General features: G+C 72.3%; 14 protein-coding genes. 5 read left to right on the forward strand and 9 right to left on the reverse strand.

Going from position 1 to position 17,275, the window contains the following annotated elements; genetic code table 11:
- Window position 1 precedes the first annotated feature (1 nt).
- The 5 genes from benC to PS467_RS07665 all read left to right on the forward strand — a co-directional run bounded on the left by benC (window position 2) and on the right by PS467_RS07665 (window position 8,163).
- Window positions 2-1,045 carry a benzoate 1,2-dioxygenase electron transfer component BenC gene (benC, locus tag PS467_RS07645; RefSeq protein WP_311034587.1) on the forward strand — a complete coding sequence of 348 codons (1,044 nt, stop codon included), beginning with the start codon at window positions 2-4 and terminating at the stop codon, window positions 1,043-1,045.
- Complete coding sequence (gene benD / locus PS467_RS07650; RefSeq protein ID WP_311034588.1) at window positions 1,042-1,806, forward strand: benzoate diol dehydrogenase BenD; 765 nt, start codon at window positions 1,042-1,044, stop codon at window positions 1,804-1,806. Before benC ends, benD begins: the two co-directional genes overlap by 4 nt.
- Before the next feature lie 30 nt (window positions 1,807-1,836).
- Entirely contained in the window at window positions 1,837-4,590 is a 2,754-nt protein-coding gene (locus PS467_RS07655; RefSeq protein WP_311034589.1) for a helix-turn-helix transcriptional regulator, read from the forward strand.
- 425 nt (window positions 4,591-5,015) lie between these two features.
- Window positions 5,016-6,365, forward strand: coding sequence for a family 43 glycosylhydrolase (locus PS467_RS07660; protein WP_311034590.1), 1,350 nt, complete (start codon window positions 5,016-5,018; stop codon window positions 6,363-6,365).
- A gap of 517 nt (window positions 6,366-6,882) precedes the next feature.
- Entirely contained in the window at window positions 6,883-8,163 is a 1,281-nt protein-coding gene (locus tag PS467_RS07665) for an NtaA/DmoA family FMN-dependent monooxygenase (protein WP_311034591.1), read from the forward strand.
- Window positions 8,164-8,235: 72 nt separating this feature from the next.
- On the opposite strand, the gene PS467_RS07670 is transcribed toward PS467_RS07665, so the two are convergent.
- The 9 genes from PS467_RS07670 to PS467_RS07710 form a co-directional block, all read right to left on the reverse strand.
- Window positions 8,236-8,673 (reverse strand): transketolase C-terminal domain-containing protein, encoded by a 438-nt coding sequence (locus PS467_RS07670; RefSeq protein WP_311034592.1) that lies wholly within the window; start codon window positions 8,671-8,673, stop codon window positions 8,236-8,238.
- 260 nt (window positions 8,674-8,933) lie between these two features.
- On the reverse strand, window positions 8,934-9,641 hold the full coding sequence (locus PS467_RS07675) for a FadR/GntR family transcriptional regulator (RefSeq protein WP_311034593.1): 708 nt from the start codon (window positions 9,639-9,641) through the stop codon (window positions 8,934-8,936).
- Window positions 9,642-9,788: 147 nt separating this feature from the next.
- Window positions 9,789-11,540, reverse strand: a complete 1,752-nt coding sequence (gene chcC2 / locus PS467_RS07680) for a 4-oxocyclohex-2-ene-1-carboxylate 5-dehydrogenase (protein ID WP_311034594.1) — start codon at window positions 11,538-11,540, stop codon at window positions 9,789-9,791.
- 54 nt (window positions 11,541-11,594) lie between these two features.
- Window positions 11,595-12,365 carry an SDR family NAD(P)-dependent oxidoreductase gene (locus PS467_RS07685; RefSeq protein ID WP_311034595.1) on the reverse strand — a complete coding sequence of 257 codons (771 nt, stop codon included), beginning with the start codon at window positions 12,363-12,365 and terminating at the stop codon, window positions 11,595-11,597.
- 31 nt (window positions 12,366-12,396) lie between these two features.
- Complete coding sequence (locus tag PS467_RS07690; RefSeq protein ID WP_432280723.1) at window positions 12,397-12,792, reverse strand: FAD-dependent monooxygenase; 396 nt, start codon at window positions 12,790-12,792, stop codon at window positions 12,397-12,399.
- A gap of 326 nt (window positions 12,793-13,118) precedes the next feature.
- On the reverse strand, window positions 13,119-13,943 hold the full coding sequence (locus PS467_RS07695) for an IclR family transcriptional regulator (RefSeq protein ID WP_311034596.1): 825 nt from the start codon (window positions 13,941-13,943) through the stop codon (window positions 13,119-13,121).
- A 97-nt stretch (window positions 13,944-14,040) separates the two neighbouring features.
- A complete protein-coding gene (locus tag PS467_RS07700; RefSeq protein ID WP_311034597.1) occupies window positions 14,041-14,334 on the reverse strand; it encodes a YciI family protein in 294 nt (97 codons plus the stop codon).
- 44 nt (window positions 14,335-14,378) lie between these two features.
- Window positions 14,379-15,746, reverse strand: coding sequence for an MFS transporter (locus PS467_RS07705; protein WP_311034598.1), 1,368 nt, complete (start codon window positions 15,744-15,746; stop codon window positions 14,379-14,381).
- Between the two features lie 317 nt (window positions 15,747-16,063).
- Window positions 16,064-17,224, reverse strand: coding sequence for a M20 family metallopeptidase (locus tag PS467_RS07710; RefSeq protein WP_311034599.1), 1,161 nt, complete (start codon window positions 17,222-17,224; stop codon window positions 16,064-16,066).
- Window positions 17,225-17,275 lie beyond the last annotated feature (51 nt).

The raw sequence follows: 17,275 nt of genomic DNA on the forward strand, positions 1-17,275 counted from the left end.
AATGAGCACCAGCATGTCCTTCCAGGTCGCCCTGAACTTCGAGGACGGCATCACCCGGTTCATCGACTGCCGCCCGGACGAGACCGTCGCCGAAGCCTCCTACAAGGCCCGTATCAACATCCCCCTCGACTGCCGCGACGGCGCCTGCGGCACCTGCAAGTCGCTGTGCGAGTCGGGCCGTTACGACGGCGGCGACTACATCGACGAGGCGCTGTCCGACGACGAGGCGGCGGCCGGCTACTGCCTCCCCTGCCAGATGACCCCGCACAGCGACCTCGTGCTGCGCATCCCCTCCTCCTCGGCCGCCGCGAAGACCGGCGCGGCGACGCACACCGCCACCGTCACCGACATCCGGCGGCATTCGGCCGGCACCGTCGAGTTCGCCCTGGAGGTGGACGACCGCGACGCGCTGGACTTCCTCCCCGGCCAGTACGTCAACGTGGCCGTCCCCGGGACCGACCAGGCCCGCTCGTACTCCTTCAGCTCCGGCCCGGACCAGCGGCAGATCTCCTTCCTGGTGCGGACCGTGCCGGGCGGCGCGATGTCCGAGTACCTCGGCGAGCGGGCCCGGCCCGGCGACCGCGTCGAGTTCACCGGCCCCATGGGCAGCTTCTATCTGCGCGAGATCACCCGCCCCGCCCTGCTGCTGGCGGGCGGCACCGGGCTGGCGCCGCTGCTGTCGATGCTGGAGGGGCTGACCCGCAAGCCCCCCGCGCACCCGGTCCACCTGCTCTACGGCGTCACCACCGACCAGGACCTGGTCCACCTGGACACCCTGGAGGACTACGCGGAGGTCATCCCCGGCTTCACCTTCGACCACTGTGTCGCCGACGCCGCCAGCACCGCCCGCAACAAGGGCTTCGTCACCGGCCTGATGGACGCCTCCACCCTGCACGACGGCGATGTGGACGTCTACCTGTGCGGCCCGCCCGCCATGGTCGAGGCGGTGCGCGGCCACATCGCGTCCCTCGGCGTGACCCCGGCGAGCTTCCACTACGAGAAGTTCACCCCGGCCCTCGCGCGCGAGACCGCGGAGGCGGCGTGAGCGCGCACCCCGGCCGGTTCGCCAGCAGGAGAGTCGTGGTCACCGGTGCGGCCCAGGGCATCGGGCTGGCCGTGGCCCGGCGGCTGGCGGCCGAGTCCGCCGAGCTGGTCCTGGTGGACCGCTCCGAGCTGGTGCGGGAGGCCGCCATCGAGCTGAAGGCCGAGGCGGTCACGGCCGACCTGGAGACGTACTCCGGGGCCGCGAGCGCCCTCGGCCCGCACCGCCGGGTGGACGTCCTGGTCAACACCGTGGGCGGCGCCATCAACTTCAAGCCGTTCACCGCGTTCACGGCCGAGCAGATCCAGGCGGAGGTGAACCGCTCCCTGATGCCCACCCTGTGGTGCTGCCGCGCGGTGCTGCCCGCGATGGTCGAACAGGGCCACGGCACGATCGTCAACGTGTCCTCGGCGGCCACCAGAGGCATCCACCGCATCCCCTACTCGGCCGCCAAGGGGGGCGTCAACGCGCTCACCGCCTCGCTCGCCCTCGAGTACGCCGACGCCGGCATCCGCGTCGTCGCCACCGCGCCCGGCGGCACCCAGGCGCCCCCGCGCCGCATCTCCCGCGGCACACCGGAGCGCCGCACCGAGCGGGAGGAGGCGTGGTTCCAGGCCCATATCGACCAGACGCTCGCCTCCTCCCCGATGGGACGCTACGGCACCCTGGAGGAACAGGCCGCGGCCATCTGCTTCCTCGCCTCCGACGAAGCCTCGTACATCACCGGCACCGTGCTGCCGGTCGCCGGTGGTGATCTCGGATGACCGGGGTCCACGGTGTTAGCGTGCTGGTCCATGAACGACCGCGACGACCGCGCTGAGCTGCGGCGACACCTCATCGGGCGGGTCGCCGAGAGCGCCGCGCTGACCCGCGCGGTCGACGCCGTCCGCGCCGGCCGGCCCGCCGTCCTGCTCGTCGAGGGCCCGGCGGGCATCGGCAAGACCGCCCTGGTCGACCATGTGCTCGCCACCCGGGAGACCTGCGCAACGGTGCGGGTCGCGGGCGTCTCCTGGGAGTCGGACCTGCCGCTGGGCGTCGCACGGCAGCTGCTGCGCGCCGGCGCCCAGCGGTCCGTCCTGGAGGCGGCGGACCTGCTCCACGGCCGGTGGACCGCCGACCAGGAAGACGCCCCCCTCCTGGTGGTCGTGGACGACGCGCACTGGGCCGATGTGGAGAGCCTGCGCGCGATCCGCTCCGCGCTGCGCCGGATGACCAACCAGCGCGTCCTGGTCGTGCTCGTCGCCCGGGACGAGGTGCACCAGACGGCGGAACCGCACGCGGACACCCCGCTGCCGGTGCTGCGCACGCTGGAGTTCCTGGACGGCTGCCGCGACGACGCGGTGCGCCCCGGCCCGCTGACCCCCGAGGACGTCAGGACCCTCGCGCACGACGCCCGTGGCCTCGCCCTGGATCTGCCCGCCGCCCGCCACCTGTGCCGCCACACCCGGGGCAACCCCCGCCACATCCGGCAGCTGCTGACCGAGATCCCGCCGGAGACGTGGCAGGACTGGCGGCCCGAGCTGCCCGCCCCGGCCCGGTACACCTCGGCCGTCCAGCACCGCCTCACCCGCTGCGGCCCGGCCGCCCGAGCGCTGGTGGAGGCGTGCGCCATCCTGGACGACGACGCCCCGCTCGCCGAGGCCGCCGCACTGGCGGACATCGCCGATCCGCTGCCCGCGGTGGACGAGGCCCGCGCCGCCGGACTGCTGGTCGCGGGCGTCGAACCCGGCCGTATGCTGCTCTCCTTCGCCCACCCGCTGACCCGGGCGGCCGTGCTGACCGGGATCGGCCTCGCCCGCCGCGCCGACCTGCACCGCAGCGCCGCGGCGAGCACCGAGGACCGCGGCCGCCGGCTGGCGCACCGGGTCGCCGCCACCCCCTCGGCCGACGCGGCCCTCGCCGAGGAACTCGACCGGCACGCCACCGAACGGGCCCGAGCCGGTGAGTGGGCGGCCGTGGCCGACACCCTGGTCCTCGCCAGCCGGCTCAGCCCCGGCCGGGCCGCCCGCGAGGACCGGCTGCTGCGCGCGGTGGACGCCATGATCGGTGCCGGGGACGTCCCCCAGGCCACCGTCTTCGCCGGGCAGCTGGAGAGCTTCCACGCCGGCACGCTGCGCGAAGTCGTGCTCGGCTACCTGGCGATCATGCGGGGCCGCCCGGCGGAGGCCGACGCGTTCCTGACCCGCGCCTGGCGGAGTTGCGACCCGAAGCTCCAACCGGACCTGATGGCCAGGATCTGCCAGCGCCGGGTGCTGCACGCACTGGGCCGCTGGGACGGAGCCGACCTGGTGACCTGGGCCCGGCGGGCCGTGGAGGTGGCCGATCCCACCGATCCCTCGGCCATCGAGTCGGAAGCCGTCCTGGGCCTCGGACTCGCGGGGTCGGGCCGCTACGAGGAGGCGGTGGCGGCCTACGAGGCGGTCGCCGCCCGGCTGCCCGGAGGCGCCCAGCCGCAGCGGTTCCACCTGGGCCGGGGCTGGGTCGACCTCGCCCTGGACGCCCCGGAGGCCGCCCGCCGCCGACTGGAGGCCGCCGTCCCCACCGGCTACCGGATGGGCTCCACCCGTATCTCGCTGTGGGCGCAGGGCTTGCTGGCCCGCACCCAGTTCGCCCTCGGCACCTGGCCGGAGGCCCTGGAGACGGTGCAGCGGGCCGCCGCCCGGCTCGCCGAGGTGCGCATCGAATTCGTCCGCCCGCTGGTGCACTGGACCGCGGCCCAGATCCACGCGCTGCGCGGGGACTGGGACGCGGCCGACCGGCACCTCAACGCCGGCGCCGCCGCCCCGCACCAGTACGAGGTGATGCTGGTGCCGTCCTGTCTGGCCCGCGCCCAGGTCGCCGAGGCACGCGGCGACTACCCACGGGTCCTGGAGGCGCTGTCCCCCATCGTCCACTTGCCCTCCCGCGCCTCGATCGACGAACCGGGCTTCTGGCCCTGGCAGGACGTCTACGCCAACGCCCTGGTGATGACCGGCCGCCTGGAGGAGGCCGACGCGTTCCTCGCCCCGTACGAGGAGCTGGCCGCCCGCCGCGGCCACCGCTCCACCCAGGCCCGCCTGGGGCTGGTCCGCGGCAGGCTCACCGGGGCGCTCGGCGACATCGACACCGCCCGCACCCGGTTCGAGCAGGCCCTCGCCCACCTGGAGTCCCTGCCGCTCCCCTACGACCGCGCCCGGGTGAACTTCTCCTACGGCCAGACCCTGCGCCGGGCCGGTAAACGCCGCGAGGCCGACACCGTGCTGACCAACGCCCGCGACACCTACGTCACCCTCGGCGCCCGCACCTACGTCGCACGCTGCGACCGGGAGATCCAGGCCGGCGGCGTCCACACCGCCCGCGTCACCCCGGGCCTGTCCCACCTCACACCCCAGGAACGGGCCGTCGCCCGGCTGGTGGCGGCGGGGGCAACCAACAAGCAGACCGCGCTGGAGTTGTACATCTCCGTCAAGACGGTGCAGTACCACCTCACCCATGTCTACTCCAAGCTCGGCGTCCACTCGCGCAGCGAACTGGCGGCGCGCTTCAAGGAGCCGCCCCAAGGCGCTTGACCCGGTGTCCGGTTGCTGGCACCTCGCGGTCGGCCACCGGTAACTGCTGGTCGTCCCGCGCCCCGTTCGGAGCGCGCGTATTTTTTTCTGGCTCTTGACAAAAATCGGCGCTGGTTCGCATGCTGTGCGGCATGCCCTCTCAGGACGGCCTCTGCCACGCATCATGCGGGCACCCGAAGAGTTCGCACGCGAACTGCCGCGCCACCACGGCCGCGGCGCGATGTCGCTGACGCGTGGGTAAGACACCGCGGAAGCTCCTGGGGGACGACCCCGTCGTTCCCTGATCTCCCTTCCCCTTCCCTCCCCTCTCCTCCCCTCGACTCTTCTCTCACACCACCCTGCGCGGGCGCGGCCGTCCGGCGGACACGCCGGGGCCGTCGCTCGGCATGGACGCGCGCCCGCCACGACGAAGAAGGACATGACTGATGACCAGATCCGAGAACCCCTCGCCCATCGGCAGACGGACGTTGCTGGCCGGAGTCGCCGCCGGCTCCCTGGGAGTGGCGGCGGGACTGCCCGCGACCGCTGCCCAGGCCGCGCCGGTCGAGGCCGCGCCGAAGCGGCGTTACCCGTCCAACTGGCCCGCACTCGAGCCCTACGGCCTCGCGGACACCCGGCTGGACCTGTGGCCGCGCGAGGACAACTCCTTCGTCCTCCCCCTCGAGTTGCGCCCCCGTGACAAGGAGCGCGGCCAGGTCTGGATGCGGGACACCTACGTCAACTGCTTCGTCGTGGACGGCCGCCCGCTCTACGTCGCCACGGGCACCACCCGCGTCCCCGGACTGGAGGTGGCCGGCCCGTGGAACGACGGCATCTTCGTCTGGGTGGCCCGGTCCCTGCGGGGGCCGTGGCGGCTGGCCGACACGACCCGCATCCGGCCCGGCGCCGAGCGGGGCAAGGTGTGGTCGCCCGAGTTCGTCGGCGAGAACCGGCCCGGACGCACGGTCGTCGCGCCGTGGCAGGAGTACTGGTACGACGACCAGTTCGGCAAGCGCGGCCAGGCCTGGGCCCCGGAGGTGCACTACTTCCGCGGCAAGTGGTACATCGTGGCGTGCATGGGCGACCACTCCCAGAAGGTGGGCTCGTTCCTGCTGGTGAGCGACGGCGGGGTGGAGGGCCCGTACCGGCTCATCGAGGGCAACCTCGAAAAGCCCTTCGGTGAATCGTTCATCGGGGGACCGGCTTTCATCAAACCCGGCGCCTACTACCACATCGACGGCAGCCTCTACACCGAGGATGACGACGCGTGGCTGGTGCTGCACAACAACCTGTACGCGAAGTTCCGGCCCGACATGGAGGACATCGTCCCGGCGACGAACCTCCCGGCGTTCCAGCAGACGCCCTACTCGCCCGAGCCGTATCTCGAAGGCGCGTACGTGTTCAAGTACGGGGGCAAGTACTACCTCGTCCAAGCCGCGTGGAACAGAACGTCCGTCAACCCCGACGGCACCACGCGATACGCGTACGACACGGCCGGCACCGGCCGTGTGCAGTACCAGTACGACGCCGTCGTCGCCGTCTCGGACCACTTCGAGGGCCCGTACTCCCAGCGGTGGACCGCGGGGGTCGGCGCCGGCCACAACAACTTCTTCGAGGATCACGACGGCCGGCTGTGGGGGACGTTCTTCCGCAACCCCAACGTCGGCTACTGGTCCGACGCGTCGCGCCTGGCCGACGCCGCCGTGCCCGGTGTCGTACGGCTGGAGTGGACCGGCCCGAAGGGCAATCGCCTGTACGTCCAGCGCCGTAACCGCGGGCATGCGATCGGCGGTTGACCACCCGTGCGACGGCCGGTTCTCCCTGCACGGGGGAACCGGCCGCCGCCGTCTCGGCACCGGCGGCTCTTGACAGTGCCGCCACCCGCCACATACGTTCACGCCACACCCATCAGGAGCGGCCGAGAGACCTGGCTCGTCGACGCCGCGGCAACGAGGTGTCGCGATCCGCGGCGGTGCCGGGTGTGAACACCAGGACCGATGGGAGTCATGGTGAGGGCATCGCGCGTCAGGCTGGTGCGAACCGCGGTTCCGCTGCCGGTCTGGACGAAGCGTCGGCACGTGGACCTGTGCCGCACCCACGCGGCGCTCTGTCGCTGACGGTTCGCCCCCTCTTTCCCCTCTTCTTTTCACTCTCCCCTGGCAGGCCCGCGCCCACCCGTGGCCCCGGGCCGGGCCTGGTTCCCCCTGTCCGGGTGTTCACCCGCCCCCAGCAAACGCCGCACCGAGACGTCACCGCGATGCCGGTGAGAATGGACGAGTCGTGAGCGCGAAACGGCCCAGAACGCTGAAAACCGTGACCGGAGCCGGCGGCACGTCGGAGACCTACGACCTGGCGATCGACCCGACCCGGTCCACACTCGACACCGCCGTGCGGGTGGCGAAGCTCGCCGAAGCCGCGCGGATCGACGCGCTCTTCACCGCCGATCTGCTCAGATTCGACGCCCAGGGCGCCATCGGCTCGCAGGAACCGCTGGTCTTCGTCTCGGCGCTGAGCCAGGTGACATCGCGGATCGGCCTGATCGCCACGGTCTCGACCACGTTCAGCCACCCGTTCAACCTGGCGCGGCTGTTCGGCACCCTCGATCACGTCAGCAACGGGAGGGCCGCCTGGAACCTGGTGACCTCCTCGGTCGGGGAGGAGAACTTCGGCCCCGGCGAACTGCCCAGCCCCGAGGAGCGCTACGCCCGCGCCGCGGAGGCGCTGGAGGTGGTCAACGCGCTGTGGGACAGCTGGGAACCCGGTGCGCTGACCGTCGGCCCGGACGGGAAGGCGGTGCTGCACCGCGACCGGGTGCACCCGATCCACCACTCGGGCCGGTTCTTCGACGTGGCCGGTCCGCTGAACATCCCGCCACTGCCGCAGCGGCGCCCGGTGCAGATCCAGGCCGGGCAGTCCGCGGCGGGGACCGCACTGGGCGCCCGCTACGCCGAGATCGTCTTCACCTCGCTGCCCACCCTCGACCACGCGGTGGACTTCACCCGGAAGATCCGTGGCCAGGCGGAGCGGCTGGGACGGCCCGACGGGCTGCCGCTGATCTTCAGCTCGTTCCACGCCACCTACGGCGCCACCGAGGAGGAAGCACGGCGGCTGGTACGGGAGAGGCGCGAGTCGATCGACTTCGAACGCGGCCGCGCCCAGGTGGCCGACATGCTCGGCGGCGGAGTCGACCTGTCGGACCTCCCCCTCGACGCGACGCTGCCCGAGAGCCTGCTGCCCGACGTGGCCTCGGTGAACCGCCGCCGCGGCCGGGTCGACATCTTCGCCGGCTACGCGCGGCAGGGGTACACACTGCGGGAACTCATCATCGCGGCGCAGGACACCGGGCACTGGGCCGCCGCGGGCACACCCGAGCAGCTCGCCGACGCCGTCGAGGAGCGGTTCCGGACGGGGGTGCTGGACGTGATCTCGCTGGGTGGCCTCGCGGACCCGCGCCAGCACGACTTCGTGGTCAACGGTCTCCTGCACGAGCTGCGCAAACGGAAGATCGTCGCGCCCGACTACACCGGCACCACCCTGCGCGAGAACCTCGGCCTGGAACTGCCGGCCCGCGCCACCGCCGCGGTGCGGGTCTGACCCGCCCGGCCGGCGCGGGAAGGGGCGGGGCGGCCTCGCGCCGCACCCGCCCCACCGCACGGCGCCCGCGGGTCACAGGGCGGCGAGCACGGTCTCCACGACGCGGTCGGTGGCCAGTCCGTACCGGTCGTGCAGGGTCGGGAGGGCGCCCGCCGCCAGGAACGCGTCCGGGAGCGCCACGGGGGTGACGCGCACACCGAGGCCACGGCGGACCGCGGCGGAGGCCACCGTCTCGTACAGTCCCCCGACCACGGTGTGGTTCTCCAGCGTGAGCGCCAGCCGGTCCCCGGCGAGTTCGCCCAGCACCGTTTCCTCGTCGAACGGCTTGAGGGTGACGTCGGCGGCCGGGACGTCCGCGAACCGGGCGGCGGTGGTCAGCCCGGCGGCGCGGGCGCGCTCCCGCGCGGCGGGCAGCGGATCGATGCCGGTCACGGTGTACCCGGCGGCGGGCAGACGGGACGCCATCGGCAGGCCGATGGCGCCCACGCCCACGAAGGCGAGGGAGGGCATGGCGAAACCCTTTCCGGAAGGGCCGGCGCGGTCCGGGTCCTCGGCGGGGACGCCGCGTCTCGGCGGTGGGGCAGGCCGTCCCGGTGACGGGGGACGGCGGGGACGCGCCAGGGCACGCGGGCGTCACCCGGCGCGCCGACAGCGGTGCTGGTGGGGTGTCAGGCCGGCGGCCCGGTAGGGGTGGTGGGATGTCGGGCGTGACGGCCCGGCGGCGGTGTCCGCCGGTACGCCCGGGGAACCGGTACGCGGCGCGGTCGGCGTCAGGGGCCGGACGGCGGCCGGACCTCGCCGGTCACGGCGGAGAAGACGGTGAAGTGGCGCCGCATGGCCTCCCGGGCGGCCGAGCCGTCCCGGGCGTGCAGGGCGTCCACGATCTCGTAGTGCACGGTGTCGGTGATCCGGGTCTCCCCCAGGGCGAGCGGTGTCCGCACCACGGCCAGTCGGCGCAGTTCCACGTCGCTGCGCAGCACATGGCCGAGTGCCTCGTGCAGGAGGTTGAAGACGGGGTTGTCGACGATCAGGCAGAGCGTGCGGTGGAATTCCAGGTCCGCCTCCAGCGCGTGGGCGTCGTCGCCGTCGGCGGTGGCCGCGACCATCTCGTCGACCAGGGCGCGCAGCCGGTCCACGTCGTCGGCGTCCGCCCGCCGTGCCGCCGCCTCCGCAAGCGACAGCTCCAGCATCTCCCGCGCGCTGCGGAACTGGTCCTGTCGCAGGTGCCCGAGCTGTTCGGAGAGGTCGAAGTACAGCTGGACGAAGGTCGCGTCGGGCACCCGCAGATACGATCCGCGGCCCTGGGTGCGGTCCAGGAACCCGAGCGCCTCGAGCATCGACAGCTGTTCGCGCAGGGCTCCCCGGCTGATGTCGAGGCGTTCCACGAGCTCCCGCTCGGTGGGCAGCCGCAGCCGGTCCCCCTGGCCCTCCGACGAGCCGAGCCGGGCCAGTTCCTGCACCAGCCGTGGTTTGACCAAAATGCGAGAAAGTTAAGGGGGCGTTGCCAGGCAGGGCAATACTTTGGTCCGACTTTTTATGCGGACAGCGGACAGCGGACAGCCGAGCACCGGGTCGGTCACGGTGCCCGACCCGGCGCAAACTGTGGTCAACGTGTCGTCGGCGGCTCAGCGGTCCCGGCGCCGGCCCGCGGTCCGCTGGAGCCCGCCGGCGCGTTCCGCGGCGTGGCCGGCGATGTCCCGGCCGACCTGGTAGCCGAAGACCATGGCCGGGCCGATGTTGGCTCCGTATCCGGGGTAACCGCCGCCGAAGACGCTGACGGCGGCGGTGCCGACGGCGTACAGGCCCGGGACCGCCTCGCCCGTCGAGGCGACCACTTCACTGCGGCGGTTCACCGAGAGTCCCGCGTAGGTGCCCAGGTCACCCATCTGGATGCGGACGGCGTAGTAGGGAGCCTTGTCGATGGGGGCGAGGTTGGGGTTGGGCTTGTGCTCCATGTCGCCCTTGAAGTGGTGGAACCAGTTCGAGCCGCGCTTGAACCTGCGGTCCCGCCCGAGGGCCGCGTCGGCGTTGAACTCCGCCAGGGTGCGCTTCAGCGCGGCGGCCGGCACGTCGATCCGGGCGGCCAGCTCCTCGATGGACGAGCCCGCGACGAGGTAACCGACCTTCTTGTAGTACCAGGTGGGCAGCGGCCAGGGTTTGGCGTAGCCGATGCCGTAGGTGTGCATGGCCTTCTTGTCGGCGATGATCCAGCCGAAGGTGTCCCGCTCACCCGCGTTCTCCTTGATCATTTCCACGCCGAAGTCGTGGTAGGAGAACGACTCGTTGGCGAACCGCTCGCCCTTGCGGTTGACCGCGATCAGTCCGGGCAGGCCGAACGCGCGCAGATGGGGGAAGATCCGGTCCTGCCCGCGCAGGTTCTTCCAGACGGTGACCGGGCCCCAGGAGGCGGGCTGGTGCGGCCGGGTGTCCAGCACACCGCCGTGCGGCTCGGCCAGGTAGTAGCTGTCCCCCTGGTGACCGATGGTCGGCGTGAAGTGGTTGTCGCCACGCGGGTCGTGTCCGAAGACCTGGGTGCGCAGCCTGGTGTCACCGGAGAAGCCACCGGCCGCGATCACCACACCGCACCCGGCCCGGACCCTCCCGGAGTGCGCACCGGTCAGCACCGCGCCGTCCACCACCCCGGCGTCGTTCCCCAGGATCTCGGTGACCTTGGTGTCGGTCCACATCGGGATGCCCATGTCCCCCGCGCTCGCCAGCATGCGGGTCATCAGCGCGTTGCCGTTGGTGCGGGTGAACGCCCGGCGGAAGAGGGTGCGCTCCACCCAGGTCGTCACCAGCCGCCGCAGCACGTAGAGGAACGCCTTGAGGGACCGGTTGGCCTTGAGGAACGTGGCGATGTCCGGGCCGATCTCGGGCATGTAGCCGAACACGGTGTACGTGTAGAGGTAGGGCTGTACGCGCAGCCGGTTCCGCTTCAGCATCCGGCCGCTGGCCTTCTGCACCGTCAGGGCCCGGCCGGATTTCCGGGCGCCCGGGGTGTCCATCTGGTAGTCGGGCGCCATCTCGGGGTAGTGGAACCGCACATCGGCGTCGTTCTCGAAGAAGTCCAGCGCCTCGGGCACCAGGTCGAGGAAGGCCGCGACGGCGGCCGGGTCGTGGGAGTCGCCGGCGAGCGCCTTGATATAGGTCTCGGCCTCCTCGCGGGTGTCGCCCTCGGCGATCCCCTGCTTGTTGCCCGGGACCCACAGCCAGCCGCCGGAGATGGCGGTGGTGCCGCCCAGGTACGGCTCCTTGTCGACGACCAGGACGTCGAGGCCCTGCTGCTTCGCCTTGAGGGCGGCCGAGATCCCGGCGGCGCCGGAACCGATGACGAGCACATCGCACTCGTAGGTCACATCGCTGGTCTTGTCGCTCATGATGTCCAACTTTCGCGGCTCGGAACTCAGGTGGACGGGGCTCGGTGGCGGGGTTCAGTGGGCGGTGTAGCCCCCGTCGATGACGAGCTCGGTGCCCGTCGTGAACGACGATTCGTCGGACGCGAGGTACAGCACGCCGTAGGCGATCTCGTCGGGCTCGCCCTGGCGGGCGATCGGGTTGCCCAGGACCAGTTGCCGGTAGTACTCGTCGGCGCCCAGCGGGCTGCCCTCGGCCGAGGAGCGGCTCATCTTCGTCCGCATGGAGCCGGGGTGGATGGAGTTGACCCGGATGCCGTGCGGGCCGTAGACGACGGCGTCCGACTTCGTCAGCAGCCGGACCGCGCCCTTGGAGGCGTGGTAGAGCGGGACGTTGCCGCCGCCGGTCAGGCCGTGGATCGAGGAGAAGTTCACGATGCTGCCGCGGCCCCGCTCGATCATGTGCGGCACGACGTACTTGGTCAGCAGCCAGGTGCCCTTGAGGTTGACCCCGATGACCGCGTCGAACTCCTCCTCCGTCGCCTCGTGCGACGGGGCCGGGCGGCCCAGGATGCCGGCGCCGTTGACCAGGACGTCGGGGGCGCCGAACCGTTCGGCCACCTGCCGTACGGCGTTCTCGACCTGGGCGGCGTCGGTGATGTCCAGGGTCCAGTCGGCCACCGCGTCGGTGCCCCAGGGCTCGGCGGGCGCCGTCCGGTCGAAGTTGGCGACCCGGGCCCCGTGGGCGGTGAGCATGCGGACGGTGGCGGCGCCGAGGTCGCCGCTGCCTCCGGTGACGATCGCGACCTTGCCGGCGACGCGTCCGGTGTGCTGCCGGTCAGCGCTCATGATGCGTGCTCCTTCGCTTGGTTGTGGTGGGTCAGGGGGTGCGGCCCGCGGTGAGCCGGAGGGCCTCGGCGGCCACCGACGCCGGGTTGGTGAGCGCGATGGGCCAGCCGGTGTACGCCTCGGCGAGGAAGGTGCGCCCGGCGGCGGAGCCGGTGACCATGTCGAGTTCGCCCAGCCGGCGGCGGGCGTCGAAGTCCGTGGCGGACGCGTCGCGGTGCAGCGTCGAGGTCATCCACCAGGAGAGGTGCTGGGCACGCCGGATACGCTCCGAGGCCGTCGCCCCGTACCGCTCCAGCAGGTCCGGCTCACCGTCGAGGAGGAAGCGCTCCAGCGCCTGGGACAGCACGGCCACGTCGCAGATCGCGAGGTTGAGGCCCTTGGCGCCGGTCGGTGGGACCGTATGGGCGGCGTCCCCGGCGAGGAACAGGCGTCCGTAGCCATGAGCCCGGCCGGTCCGGCACCTATGATGCCGACCTGTGTGCGGGCATGGGTGGTCTGTGCGGTCATGCGGTGGTTACCCGTTCTGGCGAGAGCGGTGGGCCGGCGGGCACACACCGCGGGTGCTGACGCGCTGTCAGCGGTGCTGAGGAGTCGGGCGGTCCGGCCACGGCGGCCGGGCCGGCGCGAAGCGGACCGTCGTCTGCCGTTCACGTTCCGGTCGTTGGCCCGTGTCCGGCTCGTCGACCGATGTGACCAGCGTGCAGCGCGGCCGAGGTGGCCCACAACACACATTCCGTTCAATGGGAAGGCGGGTCACGGGGAAGGCCGTCGGCGGCCGTCGCCCGGCAGCCGGGGGCCGTGGCTGCGCAGCACGTCCTCGTCGGCGGTGGGAGCGCCCATGGCGCGGGAGATGCCCCGGCTGGCCGCGAGCAGCGCCGGGACCAGGGCGCGGGGGTTCGGGTCGGCGGCCGGGATGACGATGGACAGCGCCGCGACCACCTCGCCGTCACCGCCCCGGACCGGGGCCGCGACGCCCGTACCCGACTGGCTGATCATCTGGGCCGCGACGACGAACCCCTCGTGGCGCACCTGCGCCAGCAGGGAGCGGAGGTGCGCCGGATCGGTGACCGTGCGGGCCGTGTACCGCCGCAGTCGCCACGACAGGACCTCCTCCTGCAACTCCAGCGGGCTGTGGGCCAGGAGCACCAGGCCCGCCGAGGTCGCGTGGATCGGGAGCCGGCCGGCGATTTTGGTGATGTTCTGCACCGCGCCCCGGGCGGACAGGCGTTCCAGGTAGAGCACATCGGTGCCCTGGAGCACACCGATCTGGGTGTGCTGCCGCACCACCGCCTGGAGGTCCTCCATGAACGGCATCGCCACTTCGCGCAGATCGAGGACGCGGGACGAGCGGGACGCCAGCTCCCAGAGCTGATAGCCCATGCGCACCCGCTTGCCCTCGGCGCGGTCGAGGGCGCCGAGTTCGACGAGCTCGCCCACGATCCGATGGGCCGTGGCCACCGGCAGATCGGCGCGCCGGGCGATCTCCGACACGGTGAGGGCGGGCGAGCTGGACGTGAACAACCGCAGGATGCGCATCGCGCGGCTGAGCACCGACTCACCGGTGTTGGACCTGGCCATATGCGGTCACCTTCCGTTCCAGACTGGCACACGTCCTCGCCGGCGCACCAGCGCCGGCGAGGACCGCCGCGATACCGGCCTTTGTGGGTGGCGAGCCCTACATCTCCGCGGCCAGGCGCCCCAGCATGGGCGTCCACTCCCACGCGGTGACGGCGCCGACCAGCGAGTGGCGCCGGAACGGATCGTCCTCGGTGTGCCGGACGGCCTCCTCCTTGGTGTCGGCGCGGATCAGCAGCAGGGCGCCGGGTGCCTCATCGGGCCCGAACGGCCCGGAGCAGAGGTTGACGCCTCGGTCGCCGAGCGCGCCCAGGTACTCCTTGTGGGCCGGGCGGTGCTCGTCACGCCCCGCGGTGTCGTCGGTGTAGGTGTAGATGACGGCGAAGACCGGCATGCCGGGTCCTTCCTCTCGTACGGGTGGGGCGGGCGCCGGACCGCTCAGCGGCGCGGCAGCGGCTTGCCCAGCTCGGCCAGGGGGACCCGGTGGGTTTCGCGCGCGGTCAGGACGGCGGCCGAGGAGACCACGCCGCAGACGGCGGCGAAGACCGCGACCGGAATCCAGCCGGTGACGCCGTCCCCCATGATCGCGAACCCGATGGCCGGGGCGAACCCGGCGAGCAGGAAGCCGAACTGGCTGCCGACGGCGAACCCGGAGTAGCGCACCCGGGCGGCGAACAGCTCGGAGAAGTACGCGGGCCACAGGCCGTTCATGCCCGAATAGGCGACACCGTTGAGCAGGACGGCCACCAGGACGATCAGCGGAACGCTCCCGGTGGACACCGCCCAGAAGTATCCGCAGACCAGGACCGCGCAGCTCAGGGCGGCCGTGATCCACACCGGCCGGCGGCCGACCCGGTCCGAGAGCGCCGCCGCCGCGGGCACACCCACCACCGCCACCGCGTTCGCCGCCACCGACACCCACAGCATGGTCGATCTGTCCAGACCGACCGCGTCCGAGGTGGCGTACGCCAGGCCGAACACCATGAAGACGGTCTGGAACACCGCGAAGAGCGAGGCGAACAAGACCTTGAGGACATCGGCCCACTGCGTGCGGAAGAGGTGCGCCAGGGGCAGCGGCGGCAACGTCTCCCGGTCCGCCTCGGCGGTGAAGACCGGTGTCTCGTCCAGTCGCCTGCGGACGAGGTAGGCCAGCACGATCATGACGATGCCGAGCCAGAAGGGCACTCGCCACCCCCATGACATCAACTGGTCTTCCGGCAGGGCCGCCACCGGGATGAACACGAGGTTGGCCAGCAGGATGCCGGCCATCGTGCCGGACATCGCGAAGCTGGTGAAGAAGCCCCGGCGCCCCTCGGGCGAGTGCTCCAGGGTCAGGGTGCTGGCGCCGGCCGCCTCACCGCCCGCGGAGATGCCCTGGCCGAGGCGGGCGAGCACCAGCAGGATCGGGGCCACGATGCCCACCTGCTCGTAGGTGGGCAGCACTCCGACGGCCAGGCTCGAGATGCCCATCATGAGGAGGGTGAAGACCATGACCTTCTTGCGTCCGACCTTGTCGCCGAAGTGGCCGAGGATGACACCGCCGATCGGACGTGCGGCGTAGCCCACGCCGAAGGTGGCGAGGGCGGAGACGGTGCCGACCGCCGGGTCGCCGGAGGAGAAGAACAGGGTCGGGAAGACCAGGGCGGCCGCCGACCCGTAGCTGAAGAAGTCGTAGTACTCGAGCATGCTGCCCAGGAACGCGGCGAGCGCGGCCTTCCTGGGCTGGGTCCGAGGACCCCCGGGACCGCCGATCAACCGGTCGCCCGGTGGGTGGGCGGCTGTCGGCGGCGGGGTGGGTGCGGACATGGATTCCTCCGTACGCGGCTCGCGGAGAGAGTTCCTGTGTGGTTCGCATGCGATGGTCGGATGAGCGTGGCCTCAGTCACACGGACCGCGATACAGCCATTCCGTCCAATGGGAAACTTTCCGCTCCACCGCTCCGGGCCGCCATGTCGGCCCGCCATTCCCCTGCCCCGCAGAGAGGCACAGGCGAGGTGGCGGTCGGCCGTCTGGCATCCGCGTGCCACCACCGCCCTGTCCCCGGGCGCCGCCCGGGACGTACTGCCCGCACCCGGCGGGAGCCGGGGCCCCGGGCCACCGGCCGTACGACTCCCGCGGCCCGCTCAGGTACCCCGGCGGCCGGGCGTGGTGCGGGCGACGTCGATGGCCGTCCAGGCCATGCCGAGCGCTCCGTCGAGCACGGCTCGGTCGGCCGCCGGGGTGATACAGGCGGCGGTGAACTCGGGCTGGTGGTTGACGGCCGGATGGCAGTCCAGTCCGAGCATGGGGTGGATGGTGGGCACCACGTGTGAGACGTTGCCCATGTCGGTCGCGGCGCCGACCACACGGTCCGGCAGCTCGGGGAAGGACCGTCCGAGTGCGGTGGCGTTGGCCACCCACAGCGCCAGCAGGTCGGGGTCCGGGCGCAGATCGGCGTAGTCGGGGCCGGCCGGTGCCGTGGTCAGTTCGCAGCCGGTGGCCAGCGCCCCGGCTTCGAAGCAGCGGTGCACCCGGCGGGCCAGCGGCTGGAGGGTGTCGAGCCGGTCCGTGCGCACGATCCACCGGCCGCGGCTGACGTCGGGGATGATGTTCGCGGCGGTGCCGGCCTCGGTGACGATGCCGTGGACGCGGTCGGAGGCGGCGGTCTGCTGGCGCAGCAGGCCGATGGCCACCTGGGCGATGGTCATGGCGTCGGCCGCGTTGGTGCCGAGTTCGGGGTAGGCACCGGCATGAGCCGGCTTGCCACGGTAGGTCACGTCGAACTGGGTGACGGCCAGGCCCGGCATGGCCGCCATCTCGACCGCGGCCGGATGGACCATCATCGCGGCGCGCAGCCCGTCGAAGGCGCCCTGTTCGAGCATCCGGACCTTGCCACCGCCGCCCTCCTCGGCGGGGGTGCCGAGGACGCGTACGGTCAGCCCGAGGTCGTCCGCCAGGGGGGCGAGCGCGAGGCCGGCGCCGACCGCCGCGGCGGCGATGACGTTGTGGCCGCAGGCGTGTCCGATGTCCGGCAGGGCGTCGTACTCCGCGCAGACCCCGATATGCGTCGGGCCGCTGCCGATGGTCGCGGCCACCGCTGTCGGCAGCCCGTAGCACCCGTGGCGGACGTCGAATCCGGCGTCGCTCAGGGCGTCCGCGACCCATCGGCTGGCCAGGTGCTCCTCGAAGGCCGGTTCCGGGTGGGCGTGGATGCGGTGCGAGAGGGCGGTCAACTGGTCCTCGGCCGCATGGACACGGCGCGCCGCGGCGTCCTTCGCGGCGTCCCCGGTGAGCGGAGTCTTCATGGTCGTCGCCGTTTCCGTTCGGTACGCGTCGTTCGCTACGCGTCGTTCAGT

The organism is Streptomyces luomodiensis (assembly GCF_031679605.1).
Lineage (GTDB): Bacteria > Actinomycetota > Actinomycetes > Streptomycetales > Streptomycetaceae > Streptomyces > Streptomyces luomodiensis.

Bases quoted from the DNA above. Each gene is read 5' to 3' on its own strand.
- PS467_RS07700 (WP_311034597.1), bottom strand. From the start codon at position 14,334: ATGCCGGTCTTCGCCGTCATCTACACCTACACCGACGACACCGCGGGG.
- PS467_RS07655 (WP_311034589.1), top strand. From the start codon at position 1,837: ATGAACGACCGCGACGACCGCGCTGAGCTGCGGCGACACCTCATCGGG.
- PS467_RS07695 (WP_311034596.1), bottom strand. From the start codon at position 13,943: ATGGCCAGGTCCAACACCGGTGAGTCGGTGCTCAGCCGCGCGATGCGC.
- PS467_RS07670 (WP_311034592.1), bottom strand. From the start codon at position 8,673: ATGCCCTCCCTCGCCTTCGTGGGCGTGGGCGCCATCGGCCTGCCGATG.
- benC (WP_311034587.1), top strand. From the start codon at position 2: ATGAGCACCAGCATGTCCTTCCAGGTCGCCCTGAACTTCGAGGACGGC.
- PS467_RS07705 (WP_311034598.1), bottom strand. From the start codon at position 15,746: ATGTCCGCACCCACCCCGCCGCCGACAGCCGCCCACCCACCGGGCGAC.
- chcC2 (WP_311034594.1), bottom strand. From the start codon at position 11,540: ATGAGCGACAAGACCAGCGATGTGACCTACGAGTGCGATGTGCTCGTC.
- PS467_RS07710 (WP_311034599.1), bottom strand. From the start codon at position 17,224: ATGAAGACTCCGCTCACCGGGGACGCCGCGAAGGACGCCGCGGCGCGC.
- PS467_RS07685 (WP_311034595.1), bottom strand. From the start codon at position 12,365: ATGAGCGCTGACCGGCAGCACACCGGACGCGTCGCCGGCAAGGTCGCG.
- PS467_RS07660 (WP_311034590.1), top strand. From the start codon at position 5,016: ATGACCAGATCCGAGAACCCCTCGCCCATCGGCAGACGGACGTTGCTG.